Source organism: Paenibacillus polymyxa M1, from assembly GCF_000237325.1.
Taxonomy (GTDB): domain Bacteria; phylum Bacillota; class Bacilli; order Paenibacillales; family Paenibacillaceae; genus Paenibacillus; species Paenibacillus polymyxa_C.
This window is the reverse complement of the sequence record NC_017542.1, coordinates 2,692,173-2,716,461: the sequence shown is the minus strand read 5'-3', so window position 1 is coordinate 2,716,461 and position 24,289 is coordinate 2,692,173. Positions and strand designations below refer to the sequence as shown.

The 24,289-nt window shown below is 42.4% G+C and carries 18 protein-coding genes, 2 pseudogenes and 1 riboswitch; of the genes and pseudogenes, 5 read left to right on the top strand and 15 right to left on the bottom strand.

The genetic code is table 11. The features are described 5' to 3' along the window. Position 1 precedes the first annotated feature (1 nt). From PPM_RS12265 to PPM_RS12215, 12 genes and pseudogenes are all read right to left on the bottom strand, one after another. Complete coding sequence (locus tag PPM_RS12265; protein WP_013371189.1) at positions 2-1,012, bottom strand: CobW family GTP-binding protein; 1,011 nt, start codon at positions 1,010-1,012, stop codon at positions 2-4. Between the two features lie 277 nt (positions 1,013-1,289). Then, the gene (gene rpsN / locus PPM_RS12260) at positions 1,290-1,559 is read right to left on the bottom strand and encodes a 30S ribosomal protein S14 (RefSeq protein WP_013371188.1); all 270 of its coding nucleotides are present in this window, start codon (positions 1,557-1,559) and stop codon (positions 1,290-1,292) included. Between the two features lie 30 nt (positions 1,560-1,589). Beyond that, on the bottom strand, positions 1,590-1,844 hold the full coding sequence (locus tag PPM_RS12255) for a dCTP deaminase domain-containing protein (protein ID WP_013371187.1): 255 nt from the start codon (positions 1,842-1,844) through the stop codon (positions 1,590-1,592). A gap of 328 nt (positions 1,845-2,172) precedes the next feature. After that, complete coding sequence (locus PPM_RS12250; protein ID WP_013371186.1) at positions 2,173-2,976, bottom strand: AAA family ATPase; 804 nt, start codon at positions 2,974-2,976, stop codon at positions 2,173-2,175. Positions 2,977-3,349: 373 nt separating this feature from the next. Continuing rightward, positions 3,350-4,414, bottom strand: a complete 1,065-nt coding sequence (locus PPM_RS12245) for an NAD(P)H-dependent flavin oxidoreductase (RefSeq protein ID WP_013371185.1) — start codon at positions 4,412-4,414, stop codon at positions 3,350-3,352. 436 nt (positions 4,415-4,850) lie between these two features. Continuing rightward, positions 4,851-6,062 carry an RICIN domain-containing protein gene (locus PPM_RS12240; protein ID WP_231860492.1) on the bottom strand — a complete coding sequence of 404 codons (1,212 nt, stop codon included), beginning with the start codon at positions 6,060-6,062 and terminating at the stop codon, positions 4,851-4,853. 484 nt (positions 6,063-6,546) lie between these two features. Next, a pseudogene (locus tag PPM_RS28500) lies at positions 6,547-6,861 on the bottom strand (family 16 glycosylhydrolase); the annotation flags it as partial. A gap of 2 nt (positions 6,862-6,863) precedes the next feature. Next, positions 6,864-6,995 (bottom strand): annotated as a pseudogene (locus PPM_RS30025) (arabinoxylan arabinofuranohydrolase); the annotation flags it as partial. 101 nt (positions 6,996-7,096) lie between these two features. Then, a complete protein-coding gene (locus PPM_RS12235) occupies positions 7,097-7,747 on the bottom strand; it encodes an FMN-dependent NADH-azoreductase (protein ID WP_013371179.1) in 651 nt (216 codons plus the stop codon). 578 nt (positions 7,748-8,325) lie between these two features. Next, positions 8,326-8,658: a hypothetical protein gene (locus PPM_RS12225; protein ID WP_013371177.1), complete on the bottom strand. Its 333-nt coding sequence runs from the start codon at positions 8,656-8,658 to the stop codon at positions 8,326-8,328. Between the two features lie 252 nt (positions 8,659-8,910). Continuing rightward, positions 8,911-9,618 (bottom strand): response regulator, encoded by a 708-nt coding sequence (locus PPM_RS12220; protein ID WP_013371176.1) that lies wholly within the window; start codon positions 9,616-9,618, stop codon positions 8,911-8,913. Continuing rightward, positions 9,611-12,307: a sensor histidine kinase gene (locus PPM_RS12215; protein ID WP_013371175.1), complete on the bottom strand. Its 2,697-nt coding sequence runs from the start codon at positions 12,305-12,307 to the stop codon at positions 9,611-9,613. The genes PPM_RS12220 and PPM_RS12215 overlap by 8 nt, the downstream gene beginning before the upstream one ends. An 844-nt stretch (positions 12,308-13,151) precedes the next feature. Between PPM_RS12215 and PPM_RS12205 the strand changes: the two genes are divergently transcribed. Further along, a complete protein-coding gene (locus PPM_RS12205) occupies positions 13,152-15,320 on the top strand; it encodes an amidase (RefSeq protein ID WP_013371172.1) in 2,169 nt (722 codons plus the stop codon). A 338-nt stretch (positions 15,321-15,658) separates the two neighbouring features. Next, positions 15,659-15,757: riboswitch (guanidine-I (ykkC/yxkD leader) on the bottom strand. 8 nt (positions 15,758-15,765) lie between these two features. Here PPM_RS12205 and PPM_RS12200 read toward each other — a convergent pair. Together PPM_RS12200 and PPM_RS12195 are read right to left on the bottom strand one after the other, a co-directional pair. Further along, the gene (locus tag PPM_RS12200) at positions 15,766-16,287 is read right to left on the bottom strand and encodes a GNAT family N-acetyltransferase (RefSeq protein ID WP_013371170.1); all 522 of its coding nucleotides are present in this window, start codon (positions 16,285-16,287) and stop codon (positions 15,766-15,768) included. A 30-nt stretch (positions 16,288-16,317) separates the two neighbouring features. Next, the gene (locus tag PPM_RS12195) at positions 16,318-16,770 is read right to left on the bottom strand and encodes a MarR family winged helix-turn-helix transcriptional regulator (RefSeq protein ID WP_013371169.1); all 453 of its coding nucleotides are present in this window, start codon (positions 16,768-16,770) and stop codon (positions 16,318-16,320) included. Positions 16,771-16,884: 114 nt separating this feature from the next. Here PPM_RS12195 and PPM_RS12190 point away from each other — a divergent pair, with 114 nt between their 5' ends. Both PPM_RS12190 and PPM_RS12185 read left to right on the top strand, forming a co-directional pair. Then, on the top strand, positions 16,885-17,529 hold the full coding sequence (locus PPM_RS12190; protein ID WP_013371168.1) for a YczE/YyaS/YitT family protein: 645 nt from the start codon (positions 16,885-16,887) through the stop codon (positions 17,527-17,529). Positions 17,530-17,739: 210 nt separating this feature from the next. Beyond that, positions 17,740-18,627, top strand: a complete 888-nt coding sequence (locus PPM_RS12185) for a dihydrodipicolinate synthase family protein (protein ID WP_013371167.1) — start codon at positions 17,740-17,742, stop codon at positions 18,625-18,627. An 88-nt stretch (positions 18,628-18,715) separates the two neighbouring features. Here PPM_RS12185 and PPM_RS12180 read toward each other — a convergent pair whose 3' ends face one another. Then, entirely contained in the window at positions 18,716-22,363 is a 3,648-nt protein-coding gene (locus PPM_RS12180; protein WP_013371166.1) for a glycosyl hydrolase 115 family protein, read from the bottom strand. A 139-nt stretch (positions 22,364-22,502) separates the two neighbouring features. Here PPM_RS12180 and PPM_RS12175 point away from each other — a divergent pair, with 139 nt between their 5' ends. Continuing rightward, the gene (locus PPM_RS12175; protein WP_013371165.1) at positions 22,503-23,318 is read left to right on the top strand and encodes an AraC family transcriptional regulator; all 816 of its coding nucleotides are present in this window, start codon (positions 22,503-22,505) and stop codon (positions 23,316-23,318) included. A 98-nt stretch (positions 23,319-23,416) separates the two neighbouring features. Then, the gene (locus tag PPM_RS12170; RefSeq protein WP_013371164.1) at positions 23,417-24,271 is read left to right on the top strand and encodes an SDR family oxidoreductase; all 855 of its coding nucleotides are present in this window, start codon (positions 23,417-23,419) and stop codon (positions 24,269-24,271) included. Positions 24,272-24,289: the final 18 nt, after the last annotated feature.

The following is a 24,289-nucleotide window of genomic DNA, read 5'->3' as shown; positions in this document are numbered from 1 at the left end:
GTCAGACGCCTCCGTCGGCAACCGCACATTCGCTAAATCGTGCTCTGAACCAGTCCTCATCCAAATCTTTTCCAATTACAACGATGCGGCTTGTTCTGTCTTCATCCACATTCCATTCCCTGTCAGTATCCACCCCAAATATCATGTGAACTCCCTGAAATACGACCCTTTTATTTGTTTTCTGTACATTAAGAATTCCTTTGTATCGATACGTATCAGCTGAATGCTCCACCAACCAATCGTTTATAAACTTATTCACTTTATCTAGATCCAAAGGTCTCGTTTCAGTGAGAATAATGGAGAAAATATCGTCATCATGATGATGGTGATGATGTTCTTCCAGAAGATGTGGATCGACTTCGAGTTTGTGATCAAGATCAAATGTATTAACTCCAAAAATCTGATCCAAATCAATTAAGGATTGATGTGTATGCGTCAATCGGGCATGTGAGTTCATCTTTTTCAACCGGGATTCCAAACGAGCAATATCTTCCTTTTCGACAAGATCTATTTTGTTTAATAATATGAAATCGGCAAAAGCGACTTGTTCCTTTGCCTCATGTCCGTTATCAAGATGATGTTCAGCATGTTTAGCGTCTACTACGGTTATAACAGCATCAATTTTGAAAAAGTTTGAAATCAGTGGCTCCGCAAGAAAAGTCTGAATGACCGGTCCCGGATCAGCCAAACCCGTAGTTTCAACAACAATCCGATCATATTCGACAGGTGTAAGAGTCTCTGCAAATTTGCGATGCAACAAACTTTTCATGATATCCACCAGATCACTTCGTACTGTGCAGCAGATGCAGCCATTGTTCATTTCAATAATTTCTTCGCCAGATTCCACAATTAGTTCATTATCGATGCCCACTTCTCCAAATTCATTCACAATAACAGCGATTTTATAACCATGATCTGCCTTCAATATATGATTAAGCAGCGTCGTTTTACCAGCTCCTAAAAATCCCGTAATTATCGTTACCGGAATGCGTGGATCTTGTTCCGTTTCCATGTAAGTCCCCCCCTTAAGGTCCTAATTCTAAACTGTACATTCCTTGCAAACTCCCAATCAGACTTTTCACATGTTTATTCCATGCTCAAACCCCTTCAATGTAGATTTTTTATACATCTTCTATGAAGCAGGCCATGAGAAATCCCCCCACAGAGGTTAGCAGTTGTCTGCTCGTGAGCTGTGCGGCGAATGTTCCCCATTTCCTTATGCACGGTAGGTAATGCAACAAGACATGCGGTCAAAATAGCAATTGCTTCATCTTGGACTTCTGTTCTGTTCACCAACTCGACTTGGTAACACCAGGAATTTGTCCTTTATGAGCCAGTTCACGGAAAACAATCCGTGATACTTTAAACTTACGCAAATATCCTCTCGAGCGCCCCGTCAGTTCACAACGGTTTTTCAGTCTAGTAGGGGATGCATTACGTGGTAACTTCTGCAATGCTTCATAGTCCCCTCTTTCTTTCAGCTGACGGCGCAGCTCTGCATATTTGGCTACGGTCTCCTGACGTTTCTTCTCACGTACTACTTTTGATTTTTTAGCCATTGATTTTTCTAGCTCCTTTTAGTGATTAGATTAAATGCATGTCGGATCGGAACGCTTCATAAATAAGCTCATACGTCCAATTGAAATCCGCCCTTCGACAAAAGCCGTAATATAACCCGGCAGCCGAATTGTTTCAATCGTGGTTGCGAGCATAAAGGATAACGGTGGAATCAAGGTCTCTTCACTATCAATGGAAGCAGGCTGAATCTGTTCCTCTGTCAGCGGAGATACGGTCATCCTTTTTTGCCTGATCAGCGTTCGCAGCGTGCGGTCAGATAAAATCACTTCATGCACTCCTTCTAGAATAAGTTTCACAGATCAAGATATGGGGTGTCGTTTCTCATGAACCTTTTTTACATCATTGTATTCACCCTGCATGATTGTAGGATGAATTATTTTAATAGTAATAATTACGATTAACAAAAACTATAATCCTGTTTTGTCCACATGTCAATACAACATGTCGTTTATAAATCTACTTCCCACATTTGTTTCACATAGCATATACATAAATACATATGAGACCCAATCAAAAATTGGCGCCATATGACAATACCCAGTGAGTACCCAAATCAGCTAATAGGCGTCTGGGTATTTTTGAATTTTTCTCTTTCTATACCTTCATACGAGGATTATACTCCGACAGTGCATTTTCTATGTTTTCAAAATTAAGTGCTCGGTTCTCTATAATCGCTTTTCGTTTTGCTTTTAACATAATCTGCTCAATATCAGCAAAGCTGCATCCGGCAAGCAAATCTGCAGCCTGTCCAGCAAGGCTCTCCCCGATCAGCAGTTCAATGTATTGAATCCGATCCGCATGCGTTGGCAATGTATACGTCATTTTCGTGTCAAAACGGCGCCATATCGCTGTATCCAGTTCTTCCTCAAGGTTGGTGGCTGCGACAAAAACACTCTCTCCGCCGAACTCGTCTAGACATTGTAGCAGCGTGTTCACCACTCGTGCCATCTCTTTCACCTCATCATTTGAATCCCTCATACGCCCCAGAGCATCAAATTCATCAAGAAACAGAACACAAGGCGTCCCATTTGCATAGTCAAAGATCTTGCGCACATTGCTCGCTGTTTCCCCCAAATGACTATGGATAATCGCGTCAAGCCTCACTAATATAAGCGGCAGATCCAAGCGCTGCGCCAAATAAAAAGCCGTTAGTGTTTTTCCAGTTCCTGGTGGACCAAACATTACGATCTTGTTAGGCATGGGCACATCCTGCTCCTCAAACTTTTCTTTCATTCCCAAAATCGTAATAAACTCATCCACAATTGTCTGGTTTTTCTCGGCTAGTACGATTCGTTTGACCTTGCGGGCGCACTCCTTTGGTGTATATACGGTCGCCATATCAATGCCTTTGGCACGCGGGAGCCGCACAGCAGCATTGCTTTTGCTTTTATTGTTCACGGTCTTTACCTGCCTCTTTAAATAGTAATATTTACGATTAGAAGTGTATCAAAATCAGGTTATGATTTCCACCAAACAGCTCAAATAGTTTGCTGGCATGTTTATCCTTTCATTATCTAGAATGTTTTTTCTATTATTCAATAAAAAAAAAACCAGCCAAGTGACTAGGTACCATCTATTTCGTACTCATGGGAGAGTAAATTATAAGTGTGATGTACATCTCCAGAGAAGACCACTGCTTCTCTCTCCAGAAGTCCATAGACTTTGTCTTCACGCATTTATTTTCTCAAGTATGCTGGTATCTAAAATTATCTCGACACCAAACCTCAGGGAAATCGCCCTTCAAATAAGATCAAAACGGAATAATGGCCTTTTAACTTTGGACAAGAATACTGGCTTCATCAATGGTTTGTTTTACAATTGAAGCAGCAGGTTGGTCGTTGGCTAACCGAAGCCCCTGGCCAGCCCAAAGTGACATATACTCGGGGTTGTTTGCTTTTGCAGCCGCCTGACGAATGTCCCGGGTCATCGCGTTTTGAATAGGGTAAGCAGGGATTGTACCGGAGTACTGATGCATGTCAATCATAAATTTTGTTTGAATGCCTCTTGCAGCTTTGCCGGAGTAAGCACGTGTAATTTGAGTGGAGTCTTCATTTGTCGAGAGGATTTTCTGCTTGTACTTTTCGTGGGCACCGCTCTCAGGACAGGCTAAAAACGCAGTGCCCATCTGTACTGCAGAAGCTCCTAATAAAAGGCTTGCTGCAAGTCCCCGCCCATCCATGATTCCCCCCGCTGCGATGACCGGGATCGACACATGGTCAACGACCTGCGGAACAATAGCCATGGTGCCTATCAAAGCATCATGGGAGGCGTCTTTCAGAAAGGTCCCTCTATGCCCGCCTGCTTCGCTCCCCTGAGCCACAATAGCATCTACACCCCCTGCTTCCAATTGCTTGGCTTCATCAACGGTTGTTGCAGTTCCAATGACGAATATTCCATGCTGTTTCATGGTTTGAATCACGTTTGGAGATGGTATGCCAAACGTGAAACTAAATATGGGCACACGTTCCTCCAATAATACCTGTACCTGTTCCTCAAATGATTCTGCAGACTTCAAAATCAATGGATTTTGAGCAGTGCCAAGTTCGATACGATATTTATTGAGATAATCTGTCATCCGGTAGATAGCTTCTTCCGACTCTTCAAATTGCTCAGGCACAAACAAGTTTACTCCGAATGGGTGATCCGTTTGTTGCTTGATTTTTTGGATCTCGCTGCGGAGTTGTTCCGGCGTTAAGTATCCGCCTCCTAGGTTGCCTAGCCCACCAGCGTTTGAAACAGCCGCTACTAATTCAGACGTCGAAACGCCACCTGCCATCGGCGCTTGAAAAATCGGGTATCGAATTTTTAGAGTACGCGTCAATTCAGTCTCAAACACTTTTAAATCCTCCTTTTAGTTAAAAATTTGAATATCTATTGGTAGTTCAACAAGCAACAAAGTGGCAAGAAGACGCGATAGGCTGCTCTCCTTATTTTCAACAATTTTTTATACATGTTGTCTAGGCAAAAATGAAGCACTATTGCCGATTAAATAATACTCGAGTTTCATTCAAAATCAACTATACAACTTATGTTGTTTACAATAAAGAGGTTGGTTAAAGAGGAGGCGCTTATGACCAGACGGACTATTGTCTTGGAGTAATATATCTTTCAAGTACCAAAATAAAAAACTGGCGCCGACGGAATATCGACACCAGTTTTTGCCGCACAGCTTTTCCCAATATAGTGGCTTGACTAAGGAAATGCTGAATGAGATTCAACCGATTGAATAAACGATGTTAGATTGATGCTTTTAGGCAAATTACTGATCAGTGCTATTCAATAGATTCAAGCTTCCATTGTTGATTATAATTGGATGTATACCGCCATTGCTGGATAGGAACTCCCTCTGCAGTTGATAGGCCTGTGACATCAGCTGGCTTATTGGAAATTACAGGAGTGATGCGATAGTAACCATCTCCTGTAGAGATAAAAGCAAATTTTTGTTGATCTTGGTCAGTACTAGCAGCCAGTTGGAATTTAGCGCCATGATCCAGAGAGCCATTTGTTACCTCGAGTGAACGTCCACTCTGCACATTCTTGATACTGTATTGACCGCCACCTAGATGCGTAACACTCCATTGCTGATTTTCTTTACCTGCATAGGTTGATTTAATTACATTTGCACCTTCTATCGTATTATCGGCTTCCATGACCTTGCCGTCCAAACGCACGTTGAAACGATAAATACCATTAGAAACATTTCCATCAGGAATGCTTGCTTTATCTCCGCTGCCAGCAGGCCGGGTGTAGAGAAGAGTTCCGAAACCAAGTTGGTCAAACGTTGATGGATATTTTAAATTCGGACCACCTTCGGTACCTTCCAGAGCCATTCGGGCAGCAATATTGGGTGCAGACAGACCTTTTCGATTGACATAGTGGTTATAAATCATTGCCCAGATGGGCCGCATTTCATTACGACTGGCAGGCGATATTCCGGATTGACTATTTATCGCGCCGTTTCTACCTGATCCCCATTCATAAGTTGTAAATGGCACAGCCTCGCCATTGTTGTACTTGGCAACATATTCAGCAGCACGCAGGAAACGATTGTCCGCCCATCCATAAAGGTCATCTCCCTGATTCCATGCCATTTCAGCAATTGTTGCCATTAAACCAACACCTAATTGAGTATGCGCTTGGTCCCTTCCGGACTCTTGCCATTGGGCAAGACCATCAGGATGAAGGAATGGAATCGCATTATAAATGGACCCATTTCCTGCACCATTTTTAAAATATTCAACACCGATATCATAAATATCCTGGCGGTCACAGAATATTCCGATTGCAATGGTGGCAGCCATATTGCTTAGATCCCAGTTCGCCCAGTAATTCTGTATATATGAATCATTATGACTATTGCCATATTCATTGCCAATAAGGAATCTCTCGTTCAATGGTTTGTAAAATACGGTAAGAAGCATGTCCTGCATTTGTTCCACATTAAACCCCGGATAATCTCTCATAAGTTCTGCTGCATTAGCCAACTCATATCCATAAATTCCCGCCGCTAAGTAGCGATCAGCATTAATAGGCCAGGATGAGCAAATCCAGTGGATGCTGCAGCTTTAGGCAATGTTTTCTCAGTGAATCCAAACGTACTTATTACTAGGCAAAAAACAATGGATACTAATAGTATTCTTTTCAACATTTATATTCCCCTTATATTAGTGTGTTTAAAATAAACCCTCCGCTATTTTATCCTCGATCCCTCCTTTATGTAATTCTCCTTTGAGTTGGTATATATACCTGTTTTTTCTGCGCTATTATGTTTATCGGTACTTCGATGTTTGATAATAGTAATATCTTAAAAAATAGTTCTTTTGAACTGTTAGCTGAAGAATTTGAAAGACAAAAGGTTGTTAACACAAAAAAGCCGCCAATTAGGCGACTTCTTGAACGATATACGGCAAACAATTAGGATTCTCCATACGAGAGAATACCAACCATTTTTTTATTACAAATTACATACTAATTGCTCGTATATTTTACCCAGTCATATTCGGCGTACACCGGATTTGCTCCATTATATGACCCTAACCAGCTATCTACTCCGGTACCATTCCATAAATTCATCATAATTTTGCCTGGCGTACTCGGAATATTCGTGGTTGCTGTATGTTTCAGAACCCCGTCAACGTACCATTTAATATATCCTGGCTGCCAATCGAAAGCATAGGTATGGAAGCTCGTTGAAGCATCAAAGCCAAGATTGATAATCTTCTCGTGCCCACCGACTCCATTGGTATAATAGTTAAACTGTACTTTTCTCGTGTCCTTTCCTAGATTGAAGCCCCCCGCACTGAGATATTATGCATAGAGTTGGCAAAATACTGTGAATATGATGCATACTCAGCATTGGCATACAAAGCGACCCCGTCAAACGGTGCACTGATCTTGCCTGCATAAGTGCCGCCAACGCCAAAGAATGTATACGGATTTTTTAGGAAATGACCTTTATAAGTGAAGGGACCCATCGGGTTGTAGCAAGATATTGTGCCGAGATCATTAGGCTGTTACGTTAAAATTCTTGTGCTGCCAATATGGCTTGGCGGATTGCTTGCTCCTTTATGCTCTGTGCTTGGTCTGGCTGTTCACTGATACCTTCAACAAAAATAGCCTGCACATCATCAATACCCAGCAAATTCATGATAGCTTTTATATAACTGTGGCAGTACTCGACATCTTTAAACTTCCCGTGGGAGAGAACCGTACCGGAAGCCTGAATGTGCATTACTTTTTTGCCTTGCTGAGTCCCCGTCAAACCAGACAAACCACGTAGCCCATTTTCGGATCGCTTAATGGTTTTTCCTGTAACCGTAACTGCGTCAATGTACGTTTTCAGAACCGACGGAAAAGATAAGTTCCATACCGGATTGACTATGACGATTTTATCCGCCACCATGAATTGATCGACTATCTCGCACATCCGTTCCGCTTTGATCCTAGACTCCTCGCTCAATTCATCGAAGGAAGGACCACTTAGGGGTTGCCCCCAACGTCTTAGAAGATCAGCGTCGATTTGCGGAAGATCCATGCGGTACAGGTCTAAATGAATAACTTCATCGCCTGGGTTAGCCTCCTGGTAGGCTTCGATAAACTGTTTACCGACCGATAAGCTGTAAGTACCGTCTTTGAAAGGATGAGCGGTTATGTATAATACAGTTGCCATGATAAATTCACTCCTTGTTATAGTCGAAATATTTCAATATTTAATGCCGGAATGTCGCCTGCAAGCCAGCACGCAACAGCCCCACGTCCTCGCACAAATTCCAAGGTTTATCGTTGTAATGATATCATTTACAACGACTTCAAAAAGAACGATCTTGCCTCTTCCGCTTGCGGGTAGCTAGCAAGGAAACAATGTGACCTCCATTGAATAGATGCCATTTTTTTTCATTAATGACTGCCATTCGTTGAAACAATTATAGTTACAGGTTAAAACAAATGTCAAGTGAGGCTTTGTAATTTGATCACCATTTTTTCACTTTTATTCTTCATAGTCATTCATAAGCAGCATCCCGCAGGAGCCGACAGACGCACACGATCCAAAACAGCCGTACGGCTCCAAATTCCTTAATTTCTTCTTCGGGAGTTCATCCTGCGAATACCCGTCCTTCGAAACGGATAACGAGTGCAGCTGGCAGGAGTATTCCTCAGAGATGTACAAGGCAACGCTCCCGGCCGGCTCATGGCTAGGATACTCAGTGCTGGAACAGCCATCACGCGAGATTCAGCAAAGTCTGAGATTTAGCTGTAAATATCTTGTCCCAGCACCCGATTTACAGCCTTGATAAAGGCAAGATAACCACCATCGGTATCGGTCCGATGAGGAAGAGCCAGAAGCATGGTCTCTTCAATCTGCTTATCGTCTAACTCATAGCTGTTTGTCAAGATTTCTCTGATCTCATCGACGGGTGTACCGAAAGCAAACTTCTGAGCTGCTCTATAGATATCATAGTTCTCATAGGTATCCCTCTGTATCACCTTCTGCATATCAATAAAATCATATATTTTTTTAACAGAAAACAACACCGCCAGCACAAGTAAGATCAGACCCGCAATTGTTAAAATTTCATTCATCCCGTCATACCTCTTTCCCTATCACTCAGTTGACAGTTTAGCCGATGAAATAGACGAACAAAGCAATGCCCATCTCTCATGCCAAACCTCCTTATCCTCTCTACTTCCGGGTTAAGCGTAACATTTTCACCATTAGTTTAGGATTAGGGTTTTCATACAGGTATAAAGATCACCTTAAGATTTTAGATGGCAGATAAAAAAGAGACCACGCTCAAAAGAGCATGATCTCTAATTACATTTGGATAATGTTTCCTAAGCATCATCTCCAACCTGAAGCATGCGGTAACCAACTCCGATATGCGTTTGAATAAACTTTGGCTGTGATGATGTTTTTTCTATTTTTTTTCTTAGCGTTGCCATAAACACACGCAGGGCAGGAATATCATAGCTATGACTACCCCAGATTTCATGCAGGATAAAATTATGAGTCAATACTTTGCCTACATGCTTGGCAAGCAGGCAAAGCAGTTTATATTCGCTTGGGGTCAGGTGAATTTCTTTTTCACCGATCCATACGCATCCTGCTGCATAATCAATTTTCAAATTTCCATTGATAAAACTGGAAGCATCCTTCAGGATCTTATCACCGTTAACTCGAATTCTTCGTAAACTGACTCGAAGTCTGGCCAGAAGTTCTTCTACACTGAAGGGCTTTGTTAGATAATCGTCCGCTCCGGCGTCCAGCGCATCTATTTTATCCCGATCTTCGCTGCGTGCGCTGACCACGATAATAGGCATATTCGACCATTCACGAAGCTTTTTTATGATATCTACACCATCCATATCCGGCAACCCCAAATCCAGAATCATTAGATCCGGCTGCCGGGATACTGCTTCCAAAATTGATGCTTCGCCTGTTTCAGCCGTATGGTATTTATAGCCCTGTGTCTCCAGCGTTGTCGTAATCAGCTTGCGGATGGGCTTATCATCCTCCACAACAAGAATAAAAGGTTTATTCATGAACATTCACCTCCTCAGCTTGCAGGGTAAAATAAAAAACCGCCCCTTTGGGGACATCGTTCTTAACACCAATGTTCCCGCCATGGGCATTCACAATCGATTTGCACAGAGAAAGTCCCAAGCCTAACCCACGACGTCCGTCCCCATGAATATTATCCGCCGTATAAAACATATCAAACAGTCTGTCCTTGACTTCTTCTGAAGAAATGCCAGGGCCATCATCTGAAATTTCTACTACGACCCTATGTCGCTCGCGTCTTGCAGAAATCGTGATATGGGAGCCATCTTGGGTATACTTGATTGCGTTATCAATCATATTGATCAAAACCTGCACAATGAGCCGGGAGTCCATTCGAGCCATCATCAATTCATCATCCAATTCCGTTTGAATGACATGCTTCACACTATTGCGATTCACATGAAGTAGAGCCTCCGAAATGACTTCCTCCATTAATTCTGCCTGAAAATTCAGATTCAGAGTACCATTTTCGATTCGACTAATGGAAAGTAAATTTTCTACCAAATTGATTAGCCACATGGAATCATCGTATATATCCGTATATAGACCCTTTTTCTGTTCATCGTTTAGTACCTCAGAATTCCCAAGAAGAATCCCCGCGTTGCCTGAAATGCTGGTAAGAGGAGTGCGCAAATCATGAGAAATGGACCGAAGCAGACTGGCACGGAGTTGTTCCTGCTGGATTTGCATGGAGATTTCTTGTTGTTTTTCGTTCAATTTTTCTTTTTCCAGCGCCAGCGCGCATTCTCCCAGCATAGCAAGCATTAGGCTATTATCAAAAACTTCTAATGGTTCTTCCTGGTCCATTACGATAGCTGCCACTGCAAGAACCTGATCTCCTCCACGCACCGCATGATATAGGCACTTAGCGCCAAAAAAAGTATCCGTCGTAGCTCCTGCACGCTTGTTGTTTTTATACACCCACTCTGCAACCGCACGTTCGTTGCCTCCTGTGTAGACCCCTGGATCACATGCAGATTCTTTCTTTGAAAAAACCTGCGGCGCCAACAGTGCCCCTTGGTGAACAGAATAAAAAATGACCGTTCTATCCAATAACTTTACCAGTTGATACGCCATTTCATTGATAATTCCCGGAGAATCTTTGGCCTGTTGCAATTTCCGGCTTGTTTCAAGAAGCACTTCGGTACGATAGGCTTTATGTGCGGATTGCCGTGCTTGCTCTCTTATCCGCATGGTCATTGTACTCGTCATGAAAGAAGCAGCCAGCATGACCAGAAAGGTGACCGGATAACCAGAATCATAAGCCTGTAGAGAATAATAAGGTTCGGTAAAGAAATAATTGAACACAAGCACACTCATAATCGAAGAAATGGCGCTATACATTCTGCCCTTGGTCACAATTGCATTTAACAGAACCCCTAGTATGTACACGGTAATAATGTTGGCTTCTCGGAATTCTAAATATTTGAACCACAAGCCAATGACTGTGCACACAGCCAAGATAGCAATAGTCTTGATAGTGTCAGCTAACGACAGGTTCGGGTATTTTGCGTAATAATTCATTTTTTTATAAAAGGAAGGAACAGTAGAAGGAATAATATAAATCTCAATGTTAGGAAGCAAGGTCGTTAATTTGTCCATGACATTGGATTTTGCAAGCCCTCTCTTCTTATAAGGGGAGCGTCCTAGGACAATTTTAGATACATGGCTTGTTTTTACATATTCGGCAATCTGCCCTGGAATATCGTCTCCATACATCGTTGCGATTTGTGCACCCATTTGCTCAGCCAGTCTAAGGTTTTCCCTTAACTCCGATTTATTTTTTGTTGTCAATTCTCTCGCTTCCTGTGTTTCCACAAACAGCGCTGTGAAATGACCATGAAAAGCTGCCGCCATTCTCGCTGCTGTTCGAATTACTTTCTTATTGGAATCTGCCGAAGACAAACAAACCAGAATATGTTCTTTTGTATTACATTCATTTGTTTTCGTCTGATCACTGATTTGCAACGCGATTCGGTTTAACTGACTTGCTGTATTACGCAAAGCAATTTCACGTAGAGCCGTCAGCTTCTCCTTGGTAAATAAATGAGCTTGTATATTCTCATTCTCACGATAAATCTTTCCCCTATAGAAACGTTCTATTAAATCATCCGGTTCAATATCGACTAATTCCACCTGATCAGCACGGTTAAATACACTGTCCGGTATGCGTTCTTCAACGGAAATGCCAGTAATGGAGTAAACAATATCTGTTAGGCTTTCGATCTGCTGGATATCCATCGTCGTATATACATGAATTCCTGCACGAAGAAGCTCTTCTACATCCTGATATCTTTTTCTATGGCGGCATCCTGCCGCGTTGGCGTGGGCTAAATCGTCCAATAAAATAAGTTCAGGACTTCTCTGGAGTGCTTGGTCAACATCAAATTCCTTAGTAGAGGATTCTTCACTTGAAATTTTGATGTAAGGAAGTAGTTCAAGTCCTTCCAACAGCGCCGCAGTGTACGGCCGGGCATCATGTTCAACACACCCAACTACGATATCCATACCCTCTTTTTGCTCTTCGTAGGCGGCGTTAAGCATCGCACAGGTCTTCCCAACACCTGGTGCATATCCAATAAAAATTTTTAGCCTTCCTCTTCTTTTCCTTACCGACATGTCGGTAATTCGATTAAGTATGGACCCGGCATCGTTCTGTTTTGCTGCCATCCTGTGCCCACCCTCTATTAAATTCTCTCTCAATCCTTAGTATATCATGAGCAAAATCAGTACCGTATTATGAATTTGCCTACAGCATTAAGATTGCATTAAGATTCGATCTTATGTAATAACACTCAAAAAACCTCAAACTCTAAGTTATGTTTCAGCTTTCTTAGTGGAAAGGATAACCGCATAAAATAATATAAAAATCATTCTCTGGCTGGTTAAGTATAAATTTCAGATAATTTTCAGCTTTTTTCGAAAATAAAGTCATTTTTCCCTGTTTGCAAAAAAATATTCTCAAGGTGTATTAGCTCTGGTTATCGGACAGGCGGCGGTGCAAGCTGGACTGGTCTCTTTTTCTTGGCTCGATCATCAAAATGTCTTCTTTTTTATGGCGCCGTGATAGGACTTGAAAAAATAACTGGAGTCGTATTTAAAAAATGGATTTTTCCCCTTGCAGCACTTATTTATGGGCTTTCTTTTTTGTCGCCTAACTATACTCATCACATCGTAATCGGTCGGAAAATTGTACTTAATACTTGGTTTCCTATTTTTCAAATTTTCCTCCCTTTGTTGCTATTTGTGGTTATAGTTATCAAAAAAAGAAAACAAGCGAATAAACAGTCCTCTTCATAAAAAAAGGTTTAAACAACAAACTATGCCCCTAAACGCAGCCGGAGGCTTCTAGTTCCAAAACTTACTTTCTTGCTTTCAACATTACAAAAATTGACATTTCTAATGAAAATAAGTAGTATAAATAGAAAGATTTATACAAAAAAAAGTCCTTTCCTCATTCCCCTCTATTCAAATTCTTGATCCTACCTATCTTATTTTAAGGAGTGAAAATGCTATGCGCGCACGAACGTTAAAAGCGAGTACAAGGAATGTAATCGGTAGCTATTACAAATGGATCGCAGCTGGTATGATTGTAACTCTCACGGGATGCTCGCTTGCATCCGCCGCTCCTTCACCCTCACTCTCATCCTCAAGTAAAACTAGTGAACCTACCTCCTCCCTGGTTACATTTCAGTTGCAAGAGGCTACGATTGCTCAGATGCAGGACGCGATGAAGTCAGGAGCACTATCGAGTGTCGAGCTCACAGCCATGTACCTTAACCGGGTATATGCCTATGATTCTAGTGGCATTCGGCTGAATTCCATCCCTGTTCTGAATCCTGACGTACTAAAAGAAGCCGCTCAGGCTGATCAGCAAAGGGCTCAGGGGATTAATACCGGGCCTCTGCAAGGCATCCCCTACACGGTTAAAGACAGTTACAAGGTTAAGGGACTCACTGTTGCTTCTGGATCTCCGGCTTTCAAAAACCTGATGGCAAAAGATGATGCCTTTACAGTAGAGAAGATACGCAAATCCGGTGGGGTGCTCATTGGCAAAACCAATATGCCGCCAATGGCAGCTGGTGGAATGCAAAGAGGCGTTTATGGTCGTGCCGAAAGTCCGTACAATCCAGATTATTTGGCTGCAGCCTGGTACTCTGGCTCCTCTAACGGATCTGGCGTGTCAACAGCCGCCAACCTCGCTGCCTTCGGTATGGGGGAAGAAACGGTATCCTCTGGAAGATCACCAGCATCGAACAATGGTTTAATTGCCTACACCCCATCGCGGGGCCTAATCTCCATTCGGGGGAATTGGCCGCTCTTCCCTATACGGGATGTCGTCGTCCCACATACGAGGACTGTCGAGGACATGCTCCGCTTGCTTGACGTGATCGTTGTAGAGGACAAAATCACCAAGGGCGATTTTTGGCGAGAACAGAAAGCCGTTCGGCTCCCTTCTGTCAACAGTGTCCGTCCCAATTCCTATCTGGAGTTGCGAGATACGCAGGCTTTGAAAGGCAAACGCATCGGTGTTCCGAAAATCTATATCGGTAAGGACTCTGAAACCACAACTCCGATTAAATTCAGACCTTCAATACAGGCATTATGGGAAAAAGCTGTAAAGGATTTAACTGCTCTTGGAGCTGAAGTTGTGGAAGTTGACTTCCCCTTGCAAGTGAACAGCGAGAAGGACCGACCAACAGCGAAAACACCTGAAGAACGCGGTTTGATGCCGGCAAAGTGGGCTGAAAAGGAATTCGGACTGCTTAATCCTTATGTAGCCGAGGAATTCCTTAAAAGTGTGGGCGATCCGAATTTCCCGTCATGGGCTAATATCGACCCTGCAACCGTCTTTCCAAATCCGCCCGGTTCAGTTGATGCCAAACGTGGCAGAGACCTTGGTCACTATGACGTATTCATTGACACCATAAAGAAAGGCGTCACCCCTTACGAACAAATTCCTCAGTTTCAAGAAGGGCTGCGGGGGCTTGAAAATGTACGAAAAATTGATTTTGAAAATTGGATGAAGCAAAATAACCTTGATTTTATAGTTTTCCCGGCCAATTCGAATATCGGCAAAGCGGACTCCGATGTAAATGAAACATCCTATGAGGAGGCTTGGGAGAATGGCAACTATTTCTCCAATACGAATTTCCTTCTACGCGAGTACGGAATCCCGAGTGTGTCTGTGAGTATGGGTGCTATGAAAGATACCGGTATGCCCGTCAACCTGACGATGGCAGGTGCCGCATATAGCGATAACGACCTGCTTCGATACGCTTATTCCTATGAGCAAGCAACCAAAAACCGTCCTATTGCAACACGCACGCCAGCGCTTGAGGATGAAACCTTTTCCTATAACCCACAAACTGCTCTCCCACCCTCTAAACGCAAGGAAACAGAAGCTCCAGCACTTAAGTTGAATGCTTCGCTCAAGGGCGATATTCTCGCTTTGAAAGGTTCAGTCACAGATCAAAGTGAAATCGCTCAGCTCAAAGTTTATGTCAATGGCATGCGTGTCGCTATTACAGAAGATAAAGCTAATTGGTCAGCAACACTTCCAACTGCTATATACAAACAGAGTGGTGCCTCCCAAGCCGATACACTGCATATTCTTTTGCTGGCGAAGGATATTTACGGAAATACCTCTGCTCAAATCAAATCTGTCACATTACCCCAATGACGAAGGACATCATAGAACATAAATTAGCAAACTCCCTAGCTGCTTTCCCAGTATAGGGAGTTTGTCTTCAAATCCCATCATTGTTCAGCCTACAAGCTTTAGTCTAAATCATGAGTATGAAACTTACAAAAATAGCAACCAAAGTCCCTCCCCACTATAACCATCCACTGGCATGTTTCAGCCCGATAACCCATGCAACTTCAAATAATGCCGCAATTACAACAGATAACCATGTCTTGTTCATTTTGTACTTCCTCCTTTTTGATAACGCTGCAAATGTAATATGGATCAAAGCAGCAATTAAAAAAAGCCTGAGATCATACTGCATACAGCAGTTTTTCTCCCAGGCTTTTATCCCTCCGTGACACAGTACAACGACTGTGAGTTTTCTCTCGGACCAGCCGATATGACATCGCGGAACCCTAGAAAACATTTTTAAATTCAATTATAGTATCATTGATTTGGTCATTATGAAATCAATTTGTTCTTCATCCCCCATATAAAAAGAGTGTGCACCCGTTTGAACAAACCCCATTTTCTTATAAAAAGCAATGGCATTTTCATTTTTTTCCCATACCCCGAGCCAGACCTTCTTTTTATTATGTCCCAGTGCAATTTCCATAGCTTTATTTAACAGATATTTACCAAGCCCATGTTTTTGAAATTTGTTTTTGATATAAATCCTCTCAACTTCGAGTGACTCATCACCCATTTTTTCGGATTGAGCATCATTTATATTTACTTTTAAAAATCCAGCAAGTTCTCCATTAAAATAGACGAAAAAGAATTCTGAAGAGACATTGGACAATTCCTTCTCTAACTGTTTCGAGTTAAATGCTCTTTCCAGATAGGCTTGCATATTTTCAGGTGAATTTTGTTCTTTAAAAGTATCGTTGAATGTTTCAATGCTTATTTCTTGGAGTGTTTGTAAATCTGCACGGCTGCATTTGATAATTTTCGCATTCATTATAAATTTATGCTCCTTCATATAAATCAATTAGTAAATTCTTTTGTTCCCTTTTTTCACAAATTCCCATTCATCGCTTATATTTTTTCTTACTCTTTGAAGTAGATTAAAAATAGTGTTTACTTCACTTTCCGAAAATCCCGCTAAGGCAACATTATCCGAATAATCATGTTCTCTTTTTATGAAAGGATAGACATTGTTCCCTTTTTCTGTTGGAAAGAGTTTATTAATTTTTTTGTTATGCTGATCCTCTTTCTTTTCAATAAACCCATTAATTACAAGTTTTTGGATAGCGCGAGATGCGGTTGTTCGATCTACTTTTATCATCTCAGCTAACTTTTCTTGAATGATTCCTGGGTTTTCACATATTCGTACAAGGTATAAATACTGTCCTTTTGTAAGGTCATATTCTTTAAATTCAATATTACTTATCGAATCTAATGCTCTGGCTATCATCCCAATTTCACGAAGTACTTCCTTCATAATGAACTCCTTTGCCCCTATTTTGTTGCAAATGCAATAAACATGGTATATATTTAATCTACCCTAACTTTGTTGCATTTGCAATATAAAATTATATTAAAGAGGTCGAGTAAAGTGAAATATGTTTTTTTTGTAATAGGTATTTTTATATTATCCCTTGGTATTTCTTTCACTATACAATCAGACCTTGGGACATCACCTTTTGATGCGCTTTTGGTAGGACTATCCACAAATGTGGGGCTTACTGTAGGAAGTTGGGAAATCATAATGGCTTTGATTTTGATCTGTTGTAATTCACTTTTAAATAGACAAAGACCAGAAGTTTTGGGGTTGTTAACAGCATTTATAACGGGGATTGGTATTGATATGTGGCTTTTTTTATTGCAGGATGTGTTAACGCCTGAACTATGGTACAGCAAAGTTGTTTGTTTTGGAATTGGTTTAATTGCTGTTGGATTAGGAACTGCAACATATTTACAGACAAACTTTGCGCCCATTCCAGTTGACCGATTAACAATAATCGTACAGGAATTAACTAGAACAAATCTATTTTTTTCAAGAACATTCATTTACCTCATATTCTTGGTCATAGCGTTCATTTTAAATGGACCCATTGGCATCGGAACTTTGTTAACTGTTGGTCTAGGGGGGCTAATACTCAATTATTTCATGCCCCTCACTGGAAAAGTATTAGATCGCATCTTAACACACTCTGGTACATCACCAAATCATGATAAAGACAAAAAGCATTCAATATAGAATGCTTTTTGTCTTTCTAATTCAACTAACCTGATCTGAAGGCGTAATATCATTACATTAATTTCGATACAGAATCTTTATTTTCAATTTTAAGTTCTCTAGAAGAATTGGTACAGTTATTTGTTTCTTAATTGGTACTTTAATTGCGTCTTATTCATTTTTATAATGTGTTTGTATTTTGAAGGTCAATTCATAAAGGAGTGTAACTTTATGTTCCACGGATTATCTGCTTTTCCACTCACACCGGTTAATGAGACAGGCATTGACGAAAAAGCATTTGTGACGCTGATTCAACGATTAGTTGCAGCTGGTGTAGACTCAATTGGTACATTAGGATCAACTGGAAATTATGCATATCTTAATCGAGAAGAACGTTTACGTGTTCTTCAACTTGCTGTCCACTCAGCCGAGGGGATTCCCGTGATGACAAGTATAAGTGCGATTCGTACCTTAGAAGTACTTCGATTAGCGGAAGATGCACAAAGAGCAGGAGCAAGTGCAGTGCTGCTAGCCCCCATCTCCTATCAAGCACTAACGAATGAAGAAGTATTTTCACTTTATGAACAGGTAACCAGTTCACTCTCCATTCCACTTTGTGTCTATGATAATCCGGGTACCTCCCATTTTCATTTCAGTGATGAATTGCACGGACGAATTTCTGAGTTACCTAATGTTGGTTCGATTAAGATTCCCGGAGTACCTACTGATCCCGAAGCAGCCAAGACACGCATCAAAAAACTACGAGGGTCGATTCCTCCCCATGTAACTATAGGAGTAAGTGGAGATTCATTTGCAGTCACTGGCTTGAATGCAGGTTGTGAAGCATGGTTCTCAGTTCTTGGCGGATTGTTCCCACAAGCGTGTCTAAATATGACCCGATTGGCGCAGGACGGTTTTGCTGACGAAGCAGAACGACTCTCGGCACTACTTGAACCTATTTGGACGTTATTTCATCAATATGGTAGCCTTCGTGTTGTTTCAGCAGCAGCAGAAATAAGTGGCTTGATCACAAGTCCCAGTCTTCCTTTGCCCTTACAACCATTGAATCCATCAGCTAGAGAATACTTGAAACTCATATTAAACAATCTTCAGGAATGAATTGTTTCTTTTACTATTATCGAAAAAAGAGCGGAATCTCAACATGTATCTAAATTCCGCTCTTTCAGCATGGAGGCGCTACTTTAACTTAGGGCTGTTTTCTTATCGAATCCGTCCAGAGTGCATCCACAGGCGGTAATTCGTTCCCTTGTGTCATATATATCCGGTCGACTCTGAGTTGCGACTTTCGAGCTAAGATCGAAAACAGATGATCACCACGAGTCAATTCCAAATCCGACAGTAAACACCAATAGTACACTTGAGCGGTGTTATACGTATGCAGTGTGCCCTGGCCCAGTTGTTCGGATAAAGGTCTCACTACGCCGTCCAGCGATAAGTAGCATGAATCGGATTGACCGTTATGATGTCGAACCAAAATCCAAATATGGTAATTACCTGAATTCGTGATGTTTATTTTGTAATGCATCGCTGGAGCAATCTCCGGGTTCTCCCACTGCCTTCCAGGCTCAGAGACATGCATGGCGAAACCTGTTCTTCCATTGGTTTCGGCCTGTACGTGGCTCCAATCAATAGCATTACCGTCTTTACTGGACGTGAGATACGCATTTTCAGAGTCTTCCAACGCATATTCGGCTTCGATCGCAACGATGCTGTTTGATTCGATAAACATACCCGCACCAAATTCTTTTATAACATCCTTTGTACCGTCAGCATCACAGATGTCCACATAGCGTTTGTCCCCCAACGTGGTCTGCGGAACATCAAAACATTTCAAGAAGATCTCATCGATGGTAGCGTAAAAATCTCTTGTGGCATAAAGAACGACGGGGAGAGGTACTTCATGCTCTCCAGTTTCGTAAAATTGATTACATAATTGTTCGACTTCATTCCAATTCACAGTAGGACTTTCCAGACCGTGATCGGTAACCAACTTATGATGATGCTGACTGGCAATCGGTCCTAAATTGCACGTTTTTTGCTCATTCGTATATATCACTAACTTGTTAATCGTGACATAAGGATCTACCATATAAATTCTTAAGGCATGTATACCGGAAGCTAGGTAGGGCAGCTCCACTCTTATCTTCTCACCGTTATTAAAAACGGATTCCTGCCAGGTGCCCAGCCACTCGTCACGAGTCTCTGATTCTACCAGAATAGGTGCTATATCATCGACTCCGATACCGAAACGAATGTTGCCTGTCGAATTTAAAGTAAGAAAACGGTGAATCTCTAAGGTAAACTGCCCAGCCTCTTTCAAAAAAATATCGTATCCTAAATATGGATGATTCTTAAGCTCTCCTCCAAGGGGTCGTAGTTCACCGTTCCAGGCCATCATCGCGGCTCCTTCATATCTTCCCATCCCCGGTATGACTACCCAACCAGACTTATCTGTCGAATCTGCACCGGGAACATTATGGTCGTAGGAGGCTGCTGGGATAGACACATACCCGTCTGCCTCTATATGTCCGTAAAACGTTTCAGGAACATTTACACCTTCCTCAACTTGCACCTTTATTGGAACAGAAGTCATATCTTTATGGTTTCGGACGGTCAGTTGTCCAGTCTTTCCAGCATGCTGATGCGGATCAATGATCGAGACAAGAATTCTTTTCTCCGTTTGGATCAATCCTTCACTTTCGGAAAGAATGATCCAATCTTCGCCTTCCATTACCTCAATCGTGAATGGAATAGTCCCGTTCCCCTGGTTTCCAATCTCAAACCATTTTTGTTTTTGACCATGGATGGAAAAGCGCAGTGTGGTTTCTTCATTCCAAAGGTCGATTCTCATGCCACCCTGAGCAATTTTCAATGCGGGCTTTCGCGCAGGATACAAGGCGGTAGGCGGTGGTGGAAAGCTTTCCGGTGTGAGGATTCCATTCCACTTGCCTTCACTCATTTTTGCATTATAGAAATGAAGCATTCTTCGCTTGTAGTCCGCCATTTTTATCGAAAGCTCCACATATCGGTCAGCAGCCTGCATGTTTCCGCGCTCGTAAGAAAGCGTGCTTCTGTCGGCAAAATAAAACTCATGGTTGGTATAATATGACGCGTGAATTTTCATGAGAAACATCTGGAAAAATGCAGCCCGCTCCTGGACCGGAAGGCTGTACATTATGGCATTGCCTCGACGAAAAATATCCTCCAGCCGCATTAATCTACGCCCTGCTTCATCACCTAATACAGTTTGTGAAAACACATTGGATTGCATATGTTCGATCTTTCGTACGTTAGTGACCTGTGCAAATGTCTCATATAATTCCGCAACTTCAGGTCCGTGGTTGCCGGAAAAATTGGCGTTTATCCAAGATTCAACGAATTGGGATGCATTCTTGGTCATTCCTTCCTCTTTGCCGGCTTCCCAGCCAGATCGCAAAAAGAATTCCATATCCTGTTCAAGGGGCTTCAACCCGCCAACATTCAGAATCCACAATTTTCGAATTCCCGATTCATACGATTTTTTCAATTCATTTTCTGTATGGGCCAATGGAATTGAATTGATAAAGAGATAGCTCATCCCCGTTCCTGGAGCTGCCCAGTAAGAGTTGTGATAATACAAACCGTTGCCTCCACTGCGTTGACGTTCCTTCTCATTCGGGTATCGGCGCATATGCCCAAAGTTATCGTTTGCCCAAATGAGAGTCACACCTTCAGGTATATCAAGACCTCGGTCATATAGCTCTAGTACTTCTTTGTACGGGATAAATGTCTGTAATGAAGCATTTTTTTTTGATTCGCCGATCACGTCCTTGAGAATTTGCTTTTGATCTTGTATGACCTTTCCTAGCAGAGAACACTTGGCTTCTGCCCGTTCTTCCTTAGTCATGGAATTGTCCTCATCAATGGCCTGCGTATAAAATCCCGAATCATGGATTCCACGCATGCCAACCGTATAACACACTTCGTAATTTTTATTCTTCTCGACACTTTCCCGCCAATACTCCTGTAGAATCTCGCGATTTCGGCCTTCGATGGAATAATCGTATGAGGCGTCGTCATAACCCTTGGCTGCAAGCCATGGCTCCCATTCATTCTGGTTGCTGCGAAGCAACATATCGCAATGCGACGTGCCTACAACAATCCCCATTTTTTCAGCGAGTGCTCCATTTTCGGGATTCTCATTAAAATAATTCACATGCATGGCAGGCCAGATGAAATTGGCCTTCAGTCGAAGTAAAAGTTCGAAAATAGATTGATACGCGGCAGGCCCGATGGTGCCATCTTGCGTATGAATCTTGGCCCAGTCATCAAGCTCTTCCTCATCATTCAGGAAAATTCCCCGGTACTGAACCGCTGGCCAATCTACTTTGGAGTAGTCCAAAGGCAGACAAAGTACATCGTAGGTTTTCACCGGTACATCCGCCCAGTAATACCACGGAGACACACCCATTGCCTCGCACAAGTCATAGATTCCGAAGATGGTACCGCGCCTGTCGGTTCCTATGATATATAAGACACCGTCAATGACTTCCTGAAGAAACGCTTCCCACCGATATGAGCCATCCTCCAGCGCTAGTTTTTTCAGCGATACTCCTTTTTCTTGCAGATAAGCGAGTAACGGCTCATTGTCTGTGATCGTGCCGATCACGATGCTGCTTTGATCCATTTCTTTTGCTCGCAATAGCTTACAACCGCAAACCCAATCAATATCTCGCATAAGATTGCAAAAGGCAAAATGCACCGCGCTGTTTTCCGTTTCGGAAACAAAAACAGGCACCGTGTGATTTCTTTTCAACAGTTCAAATTCATTCTGGGTTCCTTGGTGTGATTTCAAGTGTCTAACCTCCTCATGTGGTCCATTCGGAAGAAAATCTGGTAGCTAAACTATACCTGAATACCAAGCAATAATCTTTTAATATGTTGCCGAATTATCGATTTGTTATATTATATTGCTATAGGATGGAGGTTGAGCGATGATTGCTGATGTAAGTCATATGCATCCCCTATTTTCAATCGAGTATGTCGTCCATGATGCAGACCACAACATGACCAATTTTCATTATCACGATGCATATGAACTTTATTTTCTAGAAAAAGGGTACCATCAGATTTTGATCCAGGACTCCATCTATGACATTGAGCTGCATGATGTTGCACTGTTCAAACCAAATTTGTTCCATAGAAGCTACCAAAATCAAGGCTGTGCCAGAACATGTGTCTATTTCACGGAGCGTTTCTTGCGATTATATTTTACGGAGCGGGCGATAAAATCTTTATTAGGCTGCTTTGATACAGAAATCATCATCTCTTTGAACCAAGAAGTGGTTGCGAAAGTGAAAAGGCTATTGAAATCCCTGGAGAAAGAAAACGTCTCGGGTGAGAGTGATCGTATTTTTATACTTTTAGCTGAACTGTTATCACTATTAAATAATAATAAGGATTCCCAAACCGTGGAGCAGCAGTCTTCCAAGTATGCTAACTTTGGACCTATTCTGTCGTACATCAACCAAAACTATAACAAAATCACTAAAATCGAAGATATTGCAAAGTCGTTTTACATGTCCAAATATTATTTGTGTCATCGTTTTAAAGAAGTCACGGGACTTACGGTTATTCAATATTTAAATAATATTAAGATTCAACATGCTTGCAACTTGCTGATCAATACAAAGTTAACGATACTCGAGATTGGTAACGAATGTGGCTTCAACTCGTCCATGTATTTTTGTAAGATCTTTAAACAAACGATATTCATGACACCTAGCGAATTTAGAAAGAAAGCTAGATAAGATCATCTGTTATCGTTTTAGACTAAAATTCATGACAGCTTGTAGGACGCGTATAAGCGTAATACGGGCTTATCTTCCAACGAAAAGAGGAATGTAAATTGACTAGTCTTCCCCTGCATCCGGCTTTGTCCGGAAAAACAGTTGTGGTAACCGGCGGTTCCGGCGTGTTGTGCAGCTCCATGGCCAAGGAGCTTGCCCGCCAGGGTGCCAAGGTCGCCATTTTGAACCGTACTGCTGATAAGGGCGAATTGATAGCAAAGGAAATTTGTGAAAGCGGCGGAGAATCCATCGCGGTTGCCTGCGATGTGACCGATGTCGAAAGCGTGAAGCAGGCTGAGGAGAGGGTCCGCCGCCTGCTCGGTCCGTGCGATATTCTAATCAATGGAGCAGGCGGCAACCACCCCAGTGCGAATACGAGTCTGGAGACGTTTCATCCTGAAGATCTGAACCAGCCTGGAATCACTACCTTTTTCGATCTCAGTGTGCCTGGCTTCCGCAATGTACTTGATTTAAATTTTATCGGGACTTTAATCCCAACACAGATTTTTTCCAAAAGCATGATCGGGCGACCCGGCGCTGTGGTCCTTAACATATCCTCCATGAGCGCTCCCAGCCCGATGACCAAGGTTCCCGCCTACAGCGCTGCCAAGGCCGCCATCAACAACTTCACCCAGTGGCTGGCCGTACATCTAGCCGAATCCGGCATTCGGGTGAATGCCATTGCCCCCGGATTTTTCCTGACAGAGCAGAACCGACAATTGCTCACCAACGAGGACGGCTCGCTTACCGAGCGCTCGGCCAAGATTATTGCCCACACCCCAATGCGCCGTTTCGGTGAACCTGAAGACCTCCTCGGAACGCTACTTTGGCTGGTCGATGAAACCGCTTCCGGTTTTGTGACAGGTGCAGTCATTCCTATCGATGGTGGTTTCATGGCCTATTCGGGGGTATAGAATCTTCATTTTCCAGCC

Excerpts from the sequence above, each read along its gene's own strand:
- PPM_RS12195 (WP_013371169.1), bottom strand. The coding sequence starts at position 16,770 with ATGAAGGAAGTACTTCGTGAAATTGGGATGATAGCCAGAGCATTAGAT.
- PPM_RS12225 (WP_013371177.1), bottom strand. The coding sequence starts at position 8,658 with ATGAATGAAATTTTAACAATTGCGGGTCTGATCTTACTTGTGCTGGCG.
- PPM_RS12215 (WP_013371175.1), bottom strand. The coding sequence starts at position 12,307 with ATGGCAGCAAAACAGAACGATGCCGGGTCCATACTTAATCGAATTACC.
- PPM_RS12235 (WP_013371179.1), bottom strand. The coding sequence starts at position 7,747 with ATGGCAACTGTATTATACATAACCGCTCATCCTTTCAAAGACGGTACT.
- rpsN (WP_013371188.1), bottom strand. The coding sequence starts at position 1,559 with ATGGCTAAAAAATCAAAAGTAGTACGTGAGAAGAAACGTCAGGAGACC.
- PPM_RS12175 (WP_013371165.1), top strand. The coding sequence starts at position 22,503 with ATGATTGCTGATGTAAGTCATATGCATCCCCTATTTTCAATCGAGTAT.
- PPM_RS12265 (WP_013371189.1), bottom strand. The coding sequence starts at position 1,012 with ATGGAAACGGAACAAGATCCACGCATTCCGGTAACGATAATTACGGGA.
- PPM_RS12185 (WP_013371167.1), top strand. The coding sequence starts at position 17,740 with ATGTTCCACGGATTATCTGCTTTTCCACTCACACCGGTTAATGAGACA.
- PPM_RS12200 (WP_013371170.1), bottom strand. The coding sequence starts at position 16,287 with ATGAATGCGAAAATTATCAAATGCAGCCGTGCAGATTTACAAACACTC.
- PPM_RS12220 (WP_013371176.1), bottom strand. The coding sequence starts at position 9,618 with ATGAATAAACCTTTTATTCTTGTTGTGGAGGATGATAAGCCCATCCGC.
- PPM_RS12205 (WP_013371172.1), top strand. The coding sequence starts at position 13,152 with ATGCGCGCACGAACGTTAAAAGCGAGTACAAGGAATGTAATCGGTAGC.